15 protein-coding genes are annotated in these 15322 nt (G+C 49.9%); 5 read left to right on the top strand and 10 right to left on the bottom strand.

From position 1 onward, the window contains the following. Nucleotides 1–220: 220 nt before the first annotated feature. The 4 genes from AAC007_RS13865 (at nucleotide 221) to AAC007_RS13850 (ending at nucleotide 5904) form a co-directional block, all read left to right on the top strand. Nucleotides 221–1267: a tetratricopeptide repeat protein gene (locus AAC007_RS13865; protein ID WP_339677561.1), complete on the top strand. Its 1047-nt coding sequence runs from the start codon at nucleotides 221–223 to the stop codon at nucleotides 1265–1267. Nucleotides 1268–1658: 391 nt separating this feature from the next. Further along, entirely contained in the window at nucleotides 1659–2951 is a 1293-nt protein-coding gene (locus AAC007_RS13860; RefSeq protein ID WP_339677559.1) for an MFS transporter, read from the top strand. A 649-nt stretch (nucleotides 2952–3600) separates the two neighbouring features. Beyond that, entirely contained in the window at nucleotides 3601–3894 is a 294-nt protein-coding gene (locus tag AAC007_RS13855; RefSeq protein WP_339677557.1) for a hypothetical protein, read from the top strand. A gap of 183 nt (nucleotides 3895–4077) precedes the next feature. Beyond that, nucleotides 4078–5904, top strand: a complete 1827-nt coding sequence (locus tag AAC007_RS13850; RefSeq protein WP_339677555.1) for a long-chain-acyl-CoA synthetase — start codon at nucleotides 4078–4080, stop codon at nucleotides 5902–5904. Between the two features lie 125 nt (nucleotides 5905–6029). Here AAC007_RS13850 and AAC007_RS13845 read toward each other — a convergent pair whose 3' ends face one another. The 10 genes from AAC007_RS13845 to AAC007_RS13800 form a co-directional block, all read right to left on the bottom strand. Next, entirely contained in the window at nucleotides 6030–7673 is a 1644-nt protein-coding gene (locus AAC007_RS13845) for a TIGR03545 family protein (protein ID WP_339677554.1), read from the bottom strand. A 213-nt stretch (nucleotides 7674–7886) separates the two neighbouring features. After that, on the bottom strand, nucleotides 7887–8522 hold the full coding sequence (locus AAC007_RS13840) for a 2Fe-2S iron-sulfur cluster-binding protein (RefSeq protein ID WP_339677553.1): 636 nt from the start codon (nucleotides 8520–8522) through the stop codon (nucleotides 7887–7889). Nucleotides 8523–8524: 2 nt separating this feature from the next. Further along, complete coding sequence (rdgB, locus tag AAC007_RS13835) at nucleotides 8525–9148, bottom strand: RdgB/HAM1 family non-canonical purine NTP pyrophosphatase (RefSeq protein WP_296436717.1); 624 nt, start codon at nucleotides 9146–9148, stop codon at nucleotides 8525–8527. 3 nt (nucleotides 9149–9151) lie between these two features. Further along, entirely contained in the window at nucleotides 9152–9622 is a 471-nt protein-coding gene (locus AAC007_RS13830) for a DUF4426 domain-containing protein (protein WP_295873709.1), read from the bottom strand. Nucleotides 9623–9644: 22 nt separating this feature from the next. After that, nucleotides 9645–10235, bottom strand: a complete 591-nt coding sequence (gene metW / locus AAC007_RS13825) for a methionine biosynthesis protein MetW (protein WP_295873711.1) — start codon at nucleotides 10233–10235, stop codon at nucleotides 9645–9647. Next, a complete protein-coding gene (locus AAC007_RS13820; protein ID WP_339677550.1) occupies nucleotides 10225–11409 on the bottom strand; it encodes a homoserine O-acetyltransferase in 1185 nt (394 codons plus the stop codon). The genes metW and AAC007_RS13820 overlap by 11 nt, the downstream gene beginning before the upstream one ends. A gap of 77 nt (nucleotides 11410–11486) precedes the next feature. Beyond that, nucleotides 11487–11780, bottom strand: a complete 294-nt coding sequence (locus AAC007_RS13815) for a DUF167 family protein (protein ID WP_295873836.1) — start codon at nucleotides 11778–11780, stop codon at nucleotides 11487–11489. A 12-nt stretch (nucleotides 11781–11792) separates the two neighbouring features. Next, nucleotides 11793–12380 (bottom strand): YggT family protein, encoded by a 588-nt coding sequence (locus AAC007_RS13810; RefSeq protein ID WP_295873715.1) that lies wholly within the window; start codon nucleotides 12378–12380, stop codon nucleotides 11793–11795. Between the two features lie 5 nt (nucleotides 12381–12385). Then, nucleotides 12386–13204, bottom strand: a complete 819-nt coding sequence (gene proC, locus AAC007_RS13805; protein WP_296436734.1) for a pyrroline-5-carboxylate reductase — start codon at nucleotides 13202–13204, stop codon at nucleotides 12386–12388. 115 nt (nucleotides 13205–13319) lie between these two features. Further along, the gene (locus AAC007_RS13800; RefSeq protein WP_296436714.1) at nucleotides 13320–14027 is read right to left on the bottom strand and encodes a YggS family pyridoxal phosphate-dependent enzyme; all 708 of its coding nucleotides are present in this window, start codon (nucleotides 14025–14027) and stop codon (nucleotides 13320–13322) included. Between the two features lie 241 nt (nucleotides 14028–14268). Between AAC007_RS13800 and AAC007_RS13795 the strand changes: the two genes are divergently transcribed. Next, nucleotides 14269–15303, top strand: coding sequence for a type IV pilus twitching motility protein PilT (locus tag AAC007_RS13795; protein WP_219043511.1), 1035 nt, complete (start codon nucleotides 14269–14271; stop codon nucleotides 15301–15303). The last annotated feature ends 19 nt before the right edge of the window (nucleotides 15304–15322 follow it).

The following is a 15322-nucleotide window of genomic DNA, read 5'->3' as shown; positions in this document are numbered from 1 at the left end:
GGTGATGAAAGAAAAACGACCTAAGAAACTGTCCGGAAATAGTTGACCACTACACTGTTCATAGTGCTTGAGTAGGGGCGTGTGAGTTAAGCGGTAATAGCACTTCTCTAACTACAGTCTTTATCTTTTACCGTTTAGGAATTATGCTTAAGTCATGGAAGTGGCGCGTAAGTTGTAGTCAATAGCGCTTAAGATAACAAACACATAAGGATGTGATTTAGTGCGTGAGTCGCTGCACCATAATAACCAGTATATCCACCATCTCCAAAATACATTGATAAATAACGTTGTATTTACCTTAGCTATTAAAGTTCTGTTCTTGCGTCTCAATATGTTTCTTCTTCGGAAAGGTGGCGTACGTAAAACCCTTTCAGCTGTGGTTGGGGTCATTATTTTCTCTTGTAGAAAAGCATCCAACTATTGGGCTTGCCAGAGTCAAGCTAATCTCAAAAATGCCATTGTTTTATTCTTCTTTTGTCTATCAAGTATTACATGGGCTGGTGAAGCAGAAGAATTAGATAAAGCCTATGGTTATGCGACGACTGGCAATTATGATGATGCAATTGCTATTTGGGAGAAGCTTGCTAAATCAGGGGAACCAAATTCACTCTATAACCTTTCAATAGTTTATGAAAAGGGAGTTTTTGTCGATAAGGATGTTGAAAAGTCCTTCGATCTTTGTCAGCAAGCTGCGATTAAAGGGCAGATTCCGGCACAGGCTCACATGGGAACTAAATATCTACACGGGATCGGTGTTGAAAAGAATCTCGATAAAGCCATCGAGTGGTATCAGCAGGCCGCAGAAAAAGGTGATATGGCAGCCCTCGCATCGTTGGGAAATATATATGTTTCAGAGGAAGGCGGGAATGACTATGTTAAAGCTCATGATTATTGGTCAACTGCTGCTTCGTTAGGAGATGTAAATTCGGTATTTAATCTGGCGATCTTGTTTCACCGTGGCGCAGGTGAATATAAGGTCGATATTAAAAGAGCTATTGATTTGTATACGGCTGCTGCGACAGCGGGTTCGCTTGAGGCCATGGCGAACCTGGTTGGAATCTATTCAATAGGGGATGGGGTTCCGGTTGATCTGCGTGAAGCATACTTTTGGTGTGATATTTCAGTTGCAGCTGGTTTCGAGGAAAATCGTCCATACTTAAAATATTTAAAGTCGCAGCTCTCTGCCGAAGAGTTGAAGCGAGCGAAGTCAGAGATTTTAAATTGGCAGGAATTGAGAAGATCCTATGTCGATTACGGAAACAAGTAATTAGAGATCTGGTTTTCTCGAAACGATTTTTTATACTCTACCGCGGTAGATAAGAAAAAATCACCTTCTTCGTCCCGACATAATTATTAATAAAAATAGAAAGGGCGCGCCTCAGATTAAGGTGCGCCCTTTTTTTTGCAGCTTTAAATTAATACAGAAAATACTGGGCAGGCACTCATTAGAAAAATGAGAAAACTAGTCGCTCAGGTCATCTCGATTTCCCCCTGATTCTAAGCCGAATATTAGTTTCGCCGAGGATGTCTCGCGAGCAAGCGGTGGGTGTTAATTTTGCAACACAGCAAACCCAGAGAAACGCCGCCTAATCGGGTTTTAGAGCTTGGGGGTGCCTGTTCTTTTGAATTATTGGTACATTCATTGCATTTAAATATGCATGTTACTTTTAATTGTGCCCATTATCGCGCTGCTCCTTGGCGCTTCGCTTCTGCTGCTTGGCAGCGGTCTACTCAATACCTTGTTAGCCATTCGCGGGGGGCTTGAAGCCTACCCTGACGACACCATGGGCTTGATTATGTCCGGGTATTTTGTCGGCTTTTTTGTCGGTACCTTCATTGCCCTGCCCTTAATCCAGCGAGTTGGCCATATTCGCGCGTTTACTTGCTGTGCCGCACTGGCATCGTGCTCGGTGTTACTGCATGTCTTGTTTGTAAATCCACTTGGCTGGTTACTGCTGCGTATTATGACCGGCGCCGCCCTGGTTATTTTGTATACCGTGATTGAGAGTTGGTTAAATACCCAATCTACCGGCGCTCAGCGTGGGCGGGTGTTTGCGGTGTATATGGTGGTGAACCTGGGCTCGCTTGCCATCGCCCAGCAGTTTATTCGCTTCGGCTCACCCAGTGGCTTTATATTGTTTGCCATCTCGGCAATGTTAATCACCGTCAGTTTGCTGCCGATCGCTCTGACCCGCATGAATCAGCCCGACATAACCGTTGTACCTCGTCTTAAAATCAGTGCTATCGCCAAATTATCGCCAGTAGCGGTTGCCGGCTCCCTGCTGTCGGGTTTGGCGATGGGCGGCTTTTGGGGGCTGTCGGCTATATATGCCAGCGATATTGGCTTAACGAGTAGCGGGGTCGCGACATTTATGAGCTGCGCCATACTTGGTGGCGCCTTGTTTCAATACCCGCTGGGACGATATTCCGATACCCACGACCGTCGCAGAGTGATCATAGCAGTTACTGCATTGGCCGCAGTGTCGGCCTGCCTGATGTGGGTAGCGTCGTACTTTGGCAATTGGGTGTTTTTAATGGCGGCCTTATACGGCGGTTTTGCGTTTTGTATTTATCCGGTTTCGGTAGCCATACTGATGGATAAGTTGGAGCAAGAAAACATTCTGTCGGGCGCCAGTACGCTGCTATTTATACACGGTATAGGTGCGGCGCTTGGGCCGGCACTCGCAGGCCAAGGTATGGCTCTATTTGGTCAGCAAGCCCTAGTCGGATATTTTGTGATTATGCAGCTCGCCTTGTGTTTATTCACGGCGCGGCATTTAGCAGCAAATAAAATACAAGCAGAAGATAACAGCGCCCACTTTGTGGCGATGGTGCGCACCACGCCCACGGTTTTAGAAATGTTGCCCGATGAGGAGTCGTGGATTGAAGGCGCCGTGCCGCAGCACCCAAAGGCTCAAGCGTCTCAGTCTGAGGAGCTGCGAGCTGACTAGATGACTCAGAACGGAAATCTGGCGCGGCAAGCTGCAGGTTTTTGTCAGAAAAATACCGGGCAGGCACTCTGTAGAAAAATGAGAAACCTAATCACTCGTTCATCTCGATTGGCCGGTGTTTCTCAGCTGAATATTCGTTTCGCCGAGAATGTCTCGCCAGCACGTGGTGGGTGTTGATTTTGCAATACAGCATACCGAGAACTAAGCCGCCCAATCGGGTTTTAGAACTTGGAAATGCCCGTCCTATTGAACTCAAAGGCTCGTCCAGTGCTCTAGCACTTGTCGGCCAGACAAGTCATTGATCACTTCTGGCGACAGCTTGATAACTAAATGCACATGATGAGGCATCACTACGTAGGCGGCGATATCAATGGCAAACACAAGCTGCTGAGCAAAAGGATGCGTTGCTCGATAAAGAGTCGGCGGTGGGAATAATCTTTACCAGTGGCATGATCGACGCCGCAAAGAAACGAGCGGCGCACACAGCGAGAAGTCACGTGGTAGACGGGGGTGTCGTCAACACAGACGAGGGCTTTTCTGGGAAAGGTCGTCGTAAATCCTTTTACGAATGGGTGAAGTGAACCTAAAGCAGTGTTATTGTTTTGTCAATTTGGGAGTGCTTGTCCTATTGAGCTGGCGAATTTAAGTAATGATATTTGCGGAACTAAATTACAAAGAACACTATGATGATTTTCATCAATCATTACTTGAATATGTAATTGCTAACTTTGAGCGTGTGGATTCTGGTCATCAAGGTGATTCCTGGATATGGATTTACGAAGGAGAAAACAAGGTAGCGCTAGATACTTTTTCATCTATGAAGCATCAAGTTAAATCTGACACTAGGAAAAACCCACTTGTTCAAAAGGTAATTGAAATACTGCTAAGGAAATTTGATATAGTCGTATATAGCGAACCGGAATCAGAGGCCCACGAAGATTGAATTTAAAAGCACATAACAATTTAGAAGTGCCTGTTCTAATCTATTGTCCTTTTAAAAGGTGTACATATTAGTCGTTACTGGCGATTAGATTGCTTTGAATTGTATCGGTAGTAATTCAACAATAATGAATAGTCATAAATACAGCGTGATTTACCGCTGCCAAATACCAATAAAGGATGTTGAATGATGACGGAGTTTACGCGGGTAATACGCGACTTGGTTTCAGTGCTGCCGGCGGTTTTCTATCGACCTCCGAAAGATAATGAAAAGAAATCTCTAGGCCGACTTTTTCAAGAAACCGCAGCGCGCTATCCAGATAAGTCTGCGATTGTCTTTGAGGGGCGTGAATTAAGCTGGGGTGAATTCAATATCTTAGTTAATCGCCTTGCCCATGCCTTAAAAGGGCAGGGTGTACAGCGCGGTGATTGCGTTGGTCTTCTAATGGAAAACCGTATCGAGATGCTGGCCTGTTTTTTCGCGCTGGCTAAGCTTGGTGCGGCGACGGGATTGATTAATACCAGCTTGCAAGGCAAGTCACTGGTTCACTGTATTAATATCACTAATGCAACTAAGTGCATTGTTGGTCAAGAGCTGATAGGCAGTATTGCCGACGTTAAAGATGAATTACCGCTGTCAGACAATGATTTTATTTGGGTTAAAGACGAGGCGCTGACTAGTTCTGTTGCTGAGGTCGGCCCTGACTCTCTGGCGCCCTCATGGGCCTTAGATGTGATGGCAATATTAGATACTATGCCCAGCGATAATTTGCCCGAGACCCTCGATATTCGAGCGGGCGAAAAGGCCTGTTATATCCTTACCTCAGGCACCACAGGCCTGCCCAAGGCCGCACTTATATTGCACCGTCGGTATTTGGCCGCATCAGAACCGTATGCCCGTATTGGGTTTCGTGCCAAGCAAACAGATAGAATTTATCTTTGCTTGCCGCTCTATCATTTCACAGGTTTAGGTCCCGGCGTTGGGACCAGTCTTTACTCCGGCGCATCGATATTTCTACGCCGACGTTTTTCGGCTAGTAATTTTTGGTCCGAGGTTCGGGAGCATCAAACGACATTATTTGTATACGTTGGCGAGCTGTGCCGGTATTTGGCTATGCAAAAAGAATCCCCCGATGAGAAAAATAATCCGATTCAGACCATGGTCGGTAATGGCTTGCGGCCAGATGTATGGGATGTGTTTCGGCAGCGATTCAAAATACCGCGCATAACTGAGTTTTATGGCTCTAGCGAAGGAAACGCGTTTTTTATTAATTTGCTAAACAAAGATAAAACGATTGGTACCACGTCGGCCGATATATTGTTGGTGAAGTATGATTTTGATGCGGATGAAATGGTTCGTGATGCCAAAGGAAAGTTGGCTGAGGTGAATGACGGGGAGCCCGGTGTTCTCCTGATGAAAATTGATGATCGTTTTAAATTTGATGGTTATAACGACAAGAAAGCGTCGAACAGTAAAGTATTGTCAGATGTGAGGAAAAAGGGTGATCGTTGGTTTAATACTGGTGACGTCATCAAAAAGATTGATGTCGGTTTCGCCCTCGGCCTAGCGCATTATCAATTTGTCGACCGATTGGGTGATACATTTCGATGGCGCTCAGAAAACGTGTCTACGAATGAAGTGGGCGAGATTCTAAATGCGAATTCACAGGTTGAGATCGCTAACGTGTATGGCGTAGAAGTTCCGGGCGTCGAGGGTCGCGCGGGGATGGCGGCAATAACCTTAAGACACGGTGTGGAATTCGATTCTGACGAGTTTTCAAACTACGTTATGACTGAGATGCCAGCCTACGCTCGCCCCGTGTTTGTACGGATTCAGCCTGCGGCAGAGACTACCGTCACCTTCAAGTTATTCAAAGCGAGTTTGCGCAAGCAGTCATACAATCTTAGTGAAGTTGACGATGTGATTTATGTGTTAAAACCAAAGTCTAGCCGCTATGAAGTGTTAGATAATGAGTTTTACCAGTCCATTATTAATGGTCAGCATGGCTACTAAAATGTAAAAATACTGGGCAGGCACTGCAATGCTGTGCCCCTCGCAAAGAGTTATTTATACAAATAAAAAGGGCGCGTCTCAATGTGAGGCGCGCCCTTTTTTACAGATTTAAGTTGAATTAAGACTTACATCATTTCTTTCATCAAGGCTTGCAGCGCTGCTTCGCGATCACCCAGTAGATCCTGGTATTGGCTTAGCATGTTTTGCTTGTCTTGGAGTTGTGTCATTTGTGGGCCGTAGTCTTCGCTCAGTTTGGATTTCAGCTTGGTCTGCGCATCGGCGAGTTGTGATTTCAGTTCCGCGCCCAGCACGTCGCCCAGGATGAGATCCAGGTTGGATTTGAGTTTGATGGCGGGGTCGTTGACGGTGCCGTTCACGCTTAAATCCATAACGAGTTTGCTAACGTCTTCTAGCGCTGCGGCTAGTAAGTTTGCGGTTTTGTTGTCGCTAGCGGTTTTGGCTACCAGGAGTTTTGCTTGGTTGACTAAGCCGGCAACAGATCCTTTGAGATTGTCGCCATCAATAGAAAAGTTCGCTGCAATGTCAGCAATCCCTTTTTCTAATTGCAGTGGCAGTTCTGGGCTTTGAGAAAGGGATACACCAGATAGAGCGAGTTGCTTTAAGCCCATATTGAAAACACTTTTTAAGGTGTCGTTGCGCTGATCAAAAATACCGTCGATGACCAATTGTGATTTCTGTTCCATGCCACCGCGCAGTGCCATGGTGATGGGTTTGTTCCAGTAGTCTTGCTTGTCGGTGACGTCGTTAATTTCGCCTGAGTAAGCAAGCTTTTCACCGCCGATTACTTGGTAACCGTCGATGAGGATTTTGCGAATTAATATATTTACTGGCAATTCTGCAGCTGGCTCTGTGCTAGGTGCAGGTTCTTCTGTACTTGCCATTTTGCCCATGGTTTCTTTATATAGGGTTAGGCCACGCTGTACGGTGGCATTGACTTCGTCGCCCAGTAAAAAGCGCAACATGCCTTCAGTGCCTTGGTCTAAACCGTATTTCGACATCATGCGCTTAGATTGATCGGCCGGTAAATTGGCAGCGCGTTGGCTGAGTGATTTGACGGCGGCAGAGTCGGCTTTCAAATCTTCTTTTAAATTGTCGAACTGGCGGAGCTCGGCTTTGATGTCGTCGCGCAATTCTTTTGCACCGGCGAGACGCTCGATCACGTTTTTGTTTTTTAGCTCATCCCAGCGTTTTTTGTACTGGTCGAACTGGGTTTGATCAGGGACTTTCTCGGACTTGGTTTTCCAGCGCGATTCAATGTCGGTAAAGCCAGTTTGAATCTCGGTCACTTCCGCTTGGATGTTGGCTTTTTCTTCCGCCAGCAAGGCATTTGGATCGGGCAGGCTTATGCTTGGCATTCCGCTGGCGCTTTCTTCCTTAGGTGGCGGCATGCTGCCATCTAAGGTGCCGGGGGTGCTGCGCTCGGTATACATTTGCAGGCCAGATAGCACTACTTGGTCGGCGATAACCTGCATTTTCAACAGGGCTTTGGCGTCGACATCGGCGGAGACTTTTTCGCTTTGCAGAAGGTTGCGCATAGGCTCTTGCGGATTGGCGACAGTAAGGCCGTTGAGTGCGACGTGGGTGGGATAAAAACTAATATCCACACTATCGACATCGACACGGGCGCCAACTTGTTTGCTACCTTCGCTTTCGATCACAAATTTGGCAATGGGCTCAAGGGCGAAAACAACACCGATGACCGCGACTACAAGCAGGATGACAATACCCTGCAAAATCCGTTTGAACATGAGACGACTTCTCCATCTGGCGGAATGTGCACGGTGGTGCAGAACTTCCGGCATGATTTATTTTGAATTTAATGGGCTTGGTGCGCAGTGTAGCGTTATATCGCCAGCATAGCGCGTTAGCTATGTCACATAAACCGCTGGCGGTTTAGACCGCCGAGTTGGGCTTTAGTGCGGCGCGAGCTGGGATTAAAATATAGGGCTTTTACAGGCTAGCTAGGCATCGTTGCTGAGAATATATTTGCCCACGCCTGAACTCTGCTGATATGCGGCCTGAGCGGACAGAGCGGTGGTTTGATTGATGTTGGCCCACAGCAGTTGGCGGTGATTTTGATGCTCCCGCCAGAGCGTGTATTGGCCGCTGTGGTCGCGGTCTATGGTGATTAGGCTGACAACACTGTTTTCCGCAGTGATGGCGCTGGGCTTTGTTAGCGCAATGCCGCGTCCCGCGACGTGGGCAATCTCATTCACTTCTACGCCATTCACAAAAAGTAAGGCGCAGATATCGCCTTGCAGCGGCGGCGTTTGTCGCCCCGCCGGCAGTAATAATTGTTGAGGGCTTTGCCGCTGACAGCGCCAGTGGCTGGGGAGCTGACTGAGCGGAATATCGCTGATCTGCAGGTCTTCTATGGCATAGGCAATGCACAGCGGCAATGTCGCTGGTGATTGTAAAAGATCGCCATTGCGCAGTCTGACTTGCCCTTTCAGCAGCTTGCTGTCACAGCGCCCGCAGTTGCCATTGCGGCAGCTGCGGGTAACCGGTAGCGAGGCAGCAAGACATTGTTCGAGCAGATTTTGATCTTTGTTGATGGTCAGGCTAAGTGCGGTATCGACAATACTTAGCGTGACCATGTTTAGGCGCCCAGGTATTCGGTGCGCAATCTGGGTAGCAGTTGTTGCAGTGCCAGTGCGCGGTGACTGATTTTGTTTTTTTGTTCTTTGCTAAGTTCTGCAGAACAGCAATCTAGGCTGGCGACGTAGAACAGCGGGTCGTAGCCGAAGCCGTTGTCGCCGCGTGGCGCGCTCAGAATTTCGCCCTGCCATTGGCCTTCGCACACTAGCGGCGCGGGATCGTCGGCATGACGCACAAAGGCAAGTGCGCAGTGAAAATGCGCGCCGCGATTGCTGTGTTCCTTTAGTGTTTCTAATAGCTTGGTATTGTTGTCAGCATCTTGTGCGTTGGCACCCGCGTAGCGCGCGGAGTAAATGCCGGGTGCACCGCCCAACGCATCAACGCACAGACCTGAGTCGTCGGCCAGTGCGGCGAACCCGGTTTGGCGTGCCGCGTTGCGTGCCTTGAGAATAGCATTCTCGATAAAGCTGAGGCCGTTCTCTTCTGCTTCGACAACATCGAAATCTGCTTGGCTGCGCAGGGTAATGCCTAAGCCGTTTAGTAAATCACTTAACTCACGTAATTTGCCGCGGTTGCCGCTGGCAAGAACGACGGTATTCTCAGCTGAAGAGGGTGTAGTGGTCATTGTCTACTCGTCGTCGACATACATCATTTTGTTGAACTGAATATCGTAGCTGGGACGATTGTCTACGCTCACCGAAAGGCGGAAGTCTTGGCGCTCGTCATTGCTAATTTCAAATTCGGCGATGTAGTAAATAGCGTCTTGCTCAATGATTTCTCTAAATTCTAAGGGCGTGCGATGAATAAGGTCTGAGCTAGTGCCCTCAACTTTGGCGCGCACAGCAAGGTTGGTGGTGTCGAGTTGGCGGCGCACCGATACGTTAATTAAAAACTTATTGTCACCGCGAATAATGCCGTAGCTTTTGGCGACTTGCGGTGTAAGAAAGGTGGAGTTGACCACGCTGTAGTGCACCGTGTCTTTGCCGAAGCTAGAGCTGGTGGCGGTAACCGGCGGTGCTTCTTGTGCGCTGGCGGCCGCGCTAAACAGCGCGCTGAATACTAGTGTGAAGATGGCGGTGTAGTTCGTGATTCTTTTCATATTAGACTCGGTGTGCGCAGAATTATTTGCTGATGTGGTAAACCGCGGTGACGCCCAATAAATTGGGGAAGCGGTTTGCTAATGGCGACTGGCTATTGTCGGCGCCGATCACGCTGCTATTTAGAATGCGTATATTTTTGTCGTCGCAAAGTGTTTCAAAATCCTTCACGGTACAAAAGTGAATATTGGGGGTGTCGTACCAAGTGTAGGGCAAAAATTTCGACACAGGCATTTTGCCGCGATGACCCAAATACCAGCGGCTGCGCCAGTGGCCAAAGTTTGGGAAAGTAACAATGCACTCGCGACCAACCCGCAGCATTTCGTCGATGACCAAATGCGGATAGCGCAGGGTTTGCAGTGCCAGTGTCATCACCACCATATCGAAGCTGTCGTCGCGGAAATTGCCCAAGCCGACGTTAAGATCGTGCTCTATGACATTGACGCCGCGGGCGAGCGCGCGGGTAATATTGTCTGGGTCGATCTCAAGGCCGACGCCGGAGATATTTTTTTCTTTGCCTAAGGTTTCCAGCAACATGCCGTCGCCACAGCCGAGGTCGAGTACCCGGCTATTGGCATTAATCCACGGCTGAATCAGGGTGAGGTCAAAACGCATGGCCAAGCTCCTGTTTGAGTCGCTTCATATAGCCGTGGAAGACGTCCATATAGCGGGGGATGGGAATAAGGAAGGCATCGTGACCGTGGTCTGCTTCTATTTCTGCGTAGCTTACCGATTTATTGGCGGCGACAAGGGCGTCGACAATTTCACGCGAACGGGCGGGGGCGAAGCGCCAATCGGTGGTGAAGGAGGCCACTAAAAATGCGCATTTGGCGTGCTTAAAGGCCTCGACCGGATCGTCATTGTATTCGCGGGCGAGGTCGTAGTAGTCCAGCGCCTTGGTCATCAGCAAATAGGTGTTGGCGTCAAAGCTGCCAGAGAAGGCTTCGCCTTGATAGCGCAAATAACTTTCGACCTCAAACTCCACCGCCGTCTCTGAACCTGCGCCCAGCGCAAGGTTACCGGTTTTAAGTTCGCGGCCGAATTTTTGCTTCATGCCGTCTTCAGACAAGTAGGTAATATGGCCGACCATTCTCGCCAGACCGAGGCCCTGTTTTGGCAGGGTGTTGTGCTCAAGGTAGCGACCTTCGTGGAAGTTGGCGTCTGAGGTGATGGCGCGGCGTGCAATTTCATTAAAGGCAATATTTTGCGCAGACAGCTTCATGGCCGAGGCAATCACGATGCAGTGACGCAGGGCGTCCGGGTATTCGAGCGCCCAGCGCATGGCTTGCATACCGCCCAAGCTGCCACCGATGACGGCGGCCCATTGCGAAATGCCGAAATGCTGCATCATCAAATGCTGGCTCTCTACCCAATCGCGACAGCGCAGCGGTGGGAAGTCTGGGCCCCAGGGTTTGCCGGTTGCTGGGTTAATCGAGGTGGGCCCAGTTGAGCCGTGGCAGCCGCCAATATTGTTAATGCTTAAAACAAAGAAGACATTGGTATCGATGGGCTTGCCCGGCCCAATGCAGCTGTCCCACCAGCCCGTTTTGCGGTCGTCGGCGCTGTGCTTACCGGCGGCGTGATGATGCCCGCTAAGGGCGTGACAAATTAAAATCCCGTTGGATTTTTCCGCGTTTAGTTCGCCGTAGGTTTCGTAAACAATATCGTGTTTTGGCAGCGCGCGACCGCAGGCTAGCTGCAGCGGCTGATCGAAGTGCAGCGTTTGCGGCACGACAATGCCGACGCTGTCGTTATCCGCAGTAGGTGTGCTGGGCGGAGCTTCTGTCATGTGGACCGATATCCTTGTTAGCCGGCGTTTGCCAGCAGTTTGTGCATTTGGTGTCGGCCGTTTAAAACGGACTTGGTTTACGTTTGTTCTATATTCAGCGCACTTGGTATTGTTGTGGGCGCCAAAATTTTAAAGGTTTTCTGCCGGCTTTGTGAGCCCTTACTAAGTTCTACAGCCTGTTTGCTTACGGCAAATTGCTCCGCCAGAAAAGCGCATAAACTGGCGTTGGCCTTGCCTTCGATTGCCGCTGAACGAACCCGTATTTTTAAACGGTCGCCATGTTGGCCGGCAAACTCATTGGCGCTGGCCCCCGCTTGAATATGGCAGAACAATATTAAATTATCACCTTGCCAGCGCCAAAACGCCGGCATTTCTGCCACTGCTTACAGCCCCATAATCAGGGCGGGATGGAGGCCGACGCCGGCTGCCACATGGCGCAGTATCACTTCGAGTACATTGATACACAAAAAAACCAAAATGGGTGACAAGTCCAAGCCGCCCATGGTGGGTAGCAGTTTGCGGAATGGTGCCATCACCGGCTCGGTGATTTGATACAAAATTTGTGCAGCGGGGTGAGCGCCGCCCTGGGCGACCCAGCTCATGATGATATTGGCAATGATCGCAAAGAAGTACAGGTTTAACACGGCGCTGCACAGGCCGATTACTGACCAAATTAATAATTGCGCTGGGTTGGGAAAGCCGCCGCCGTAAAGTTGCAATAACAGGGTAATGCCCAGTGCTTGCGCAATGAATGCCAGTAGCAGCGAGGCAGTATCTATTTTGCCGACGCTGGGAATAATTTTGCGCAGTGGTATCACCAGCGGATTAGTGGCTTTCACTAAAAACTGGCAGATGGGGTTATAAAAGTCTGCGCGTACCAACTGCAGAATCATCCGCAGTAAAAAAGCCACAATGGCTAAGCTGATGACGGTGTTCAACAACATGGTGGTAATTTCTGCAGCAGCTGACATGTGGTTTATTCCCCTTCTAGTTCGATGGCTAGCTCTTCGGCGCGAATGCGTGCGCCCTCTAATGCCTGCGCGAATAATTGGCGCAGGCCGCCCTCTTCCAACATATTGATAGCGCGTTCGGTGGTGCCCTTGGGTGAGGTTACTCGGCGGCGGAGTTCGGCGGCGTCGACATCACTGTTAATGGCCATTTGCGCTGCGCCCAAGGCAGTTTGCAGGGTGAGCTGCTTGGCGACGTCTTCACTTAAGCCCATATTTTGACCGGCGGCTTGCATGGCTTCCATCACTAAAAAGAAATACGCAGGGCCGCTGCCAGATACGGCGGTGACCGCGTCGAGTTGATTTTCTTGTTCTACCCAAAGCGCTACGCCGACAGCTTCTAATATCGCTGTGGCTTGCTGGCGCTGGCTGTCATTCACTTGCGAGTTGGCGAATAAGCCGGTGGCGCCGCTGCGAACCAGTGCGGGTGTATTGGGCATGCAGCGCACAATGGCGGGCGCGCCGCCGAGCCACGTTGCCAGACTGCCGCTGGTAACGCCGGCGGCAATGGTGATGACCAAGGGTTGGTGTGCCTGCACCGACGCGGCGATGTCTAGCGCCACCACTTTCATAATTTGCGGTTTTACCGCCAGAATAAGTACATCAACTTGGGCAATGAGCGCTTGGTTGTCGTTGCCGGTGTTAACAGGGGCAACGTCCTTTAGCTTGGCTAGGCTGTCGGCATTGGGGTCGCTGGCCCAAATATTGTTAGCGGCCATGCCGCTGGCAACGAGCCCACCGATGATGCTGGAGGCCATATTGCCGCCGCCGATGAAGCCAATTTTCATCTCTTTCACGCTAGTTCCTCAATTCGCTTAATGCCCAGCCTTGGATTCTGACGAGTCGCCGACTGGAAAATTCCGCCCGCAGTATAGCAGTCCGGTTTTGATACTGGCAGTCGCATCACTTTACTTGGGCTATCCGTGGACCAAATATATCGCTGCCGATGCGCACGATGGTGGCGCCTTCGGCGACCGCGGCTTCCATGTCTGACGACATACCCATCGATAAGGTGTCGAGCGGAGCCTCTGGAAATTGCGTTTGTAGCGAAGTGAAAATACCGCGTAGCGCAGCGAAGTTTTGTCGTTGCTGTTGGAGGTCGTCGGTATTGGCGGGAATAGCCATTAGCCCGCGCAGCCGCAAATGAGTTTGGCTGAGCACTAATTTGGCAAGCTCGGTGACTTCGTCGATGTTGGCCCCCGCCTTACTGTCTTCATCGTTGATGTTGACCTGCAGGCAAATATTTAATGGCCCGCGCTGAGCGGGGCGCTGCTCATTGAGTCGAGTAATGATTTTGGCGCGGTCGACGCTGTGCACCCAATCGAAGTGGCTGGCGATGGCGCGGGTTTTATTGGTTTGGATAGGGCCAATAAAGTGCCAAGCGTCTGGTTGAACTCTTAGCTCTGCCTGCTTACTCAGTGCCTCTTGCAGATAGTTCTCACCAATGTCGGTAATTCCGGCCGCGATGGCGGTGCTAATTTCTGCGACATTGCGGGTTTTCGTGACAGCCATCAGTCTTGGTGGCGATTGTCGCTCATAAAGTTGGCAGGCGGCTGCTATTCGCGCCTGAATTGCTGCTATATTGGCTATTATGGTTGCTTGATTGCTCATGTTTGAGATTATGCCTGATGTGGCCTGCATCTGTTGATGTTTAGGTTGTATCTTAAAATAAAAACTTTGTGCTGTACGGCAAACCCTGCGCGTTATACAGTTTTGAATTGATACTATTTTGCTTACTAAAGTTGGTCGTTGGGCGTTGTTTGCCATAAGTCCCGCCACGTAATTTTGGTGCAATAGACATTTTTCGTGGGTTCGCTCACCCACAGATGCTTCGATGCCGTTGAGGATGTTCATGGATATCACAGAGTTACTGGCGTTTAGTGCCAAGCAAAATGCCTCGGATTTACACTTGTCGGCGGGCTTGCCGCCGATGATTCGGGTTGACGGCGATGTGCGGCGCATTAATTTGCCGCCGATGGAGCATCGCGAAGTTCATAGCTTGATCTATGAGATTATGAATGACCGCCAGCGCCGTGATTACGAGGAGTTTTTAGAAACTGACTTCTCTTTCGAAGTGCCCGGCGTGGCGCGCTTCCGGGTCAATGCCTTTAACCACAACCGCGGTGCCGGTGCGGTCTTTCGGACCATTCCGTCTAAGGTGCTGTCGCTTGAAGACCTCGGTATGGGGCAGGTCTTCAAAGATATTTCGATGTTCCCGCGCGGCCTGGTCTTGGTCACTGGGCCAACGGGCTCGGGTAAATCCACCACGCTGGCGGCGATGATCGACTATATCAACGACAATAAATTCGATCACATCTTAACCATTGAAGACCCTATCGAATTTGTTCACGAATCAAAAAAATGTCTGCTCAATCAGCGTGAAGTCCACCGCGATACCCACGGTTTTAACGAGGCCCTGCGTTCGGCGCTGCGTGAAGATCCGGATATTATTCTGGTTGGTGAGTTGCGGGATTTGGAAACGATCAGGCTGGCACTTACCGCGGCAGAAACCGGACATTTGGTATTCGGCACCCTGCACACTACCTCTGCGGCAAAAACCATAGACCGGGTAGTGGACGTATTCCCTGGCGATGAGAAATCGATGGTGCGCTCGATGTTGTCGGAATCGCTGCAGGGCGTTATTTCACAAACTCTGCTGAAACGCCCCGAGGGTGGCCGTGTCGCCGCCCACGAAATCATGATTGGTACCCCCGCGATTCGTAACTTGATTCGTGAAGACAAGGTGGCGCAGATGTATTCTGCTATTCAGTCTGGCGCGGCCGTGGGCATGCAAACCATGGATCAGTGTTTGAAAAACTTGCTGCAAAAACGCCTGATAAGTCGCGATGCGGCGCGTCTTAAAGCCCGTTTCCCAGAAAATTTCTGATGTTGCTAGAATCGCTACA

It is taken from the genome of uncultured Zhongshania sp. (assembly GCF_963975605.1).
GTDB lineage: Bacteria > Pseudomonadota > Gammaproteobacteria > Pseudomonadales > Spongiibacteraceae > Spongiibacter > Spongiibacter aquimaris.
This window is presented reverse-complemented; position numbering and strand designations above follow the sequence as displayed.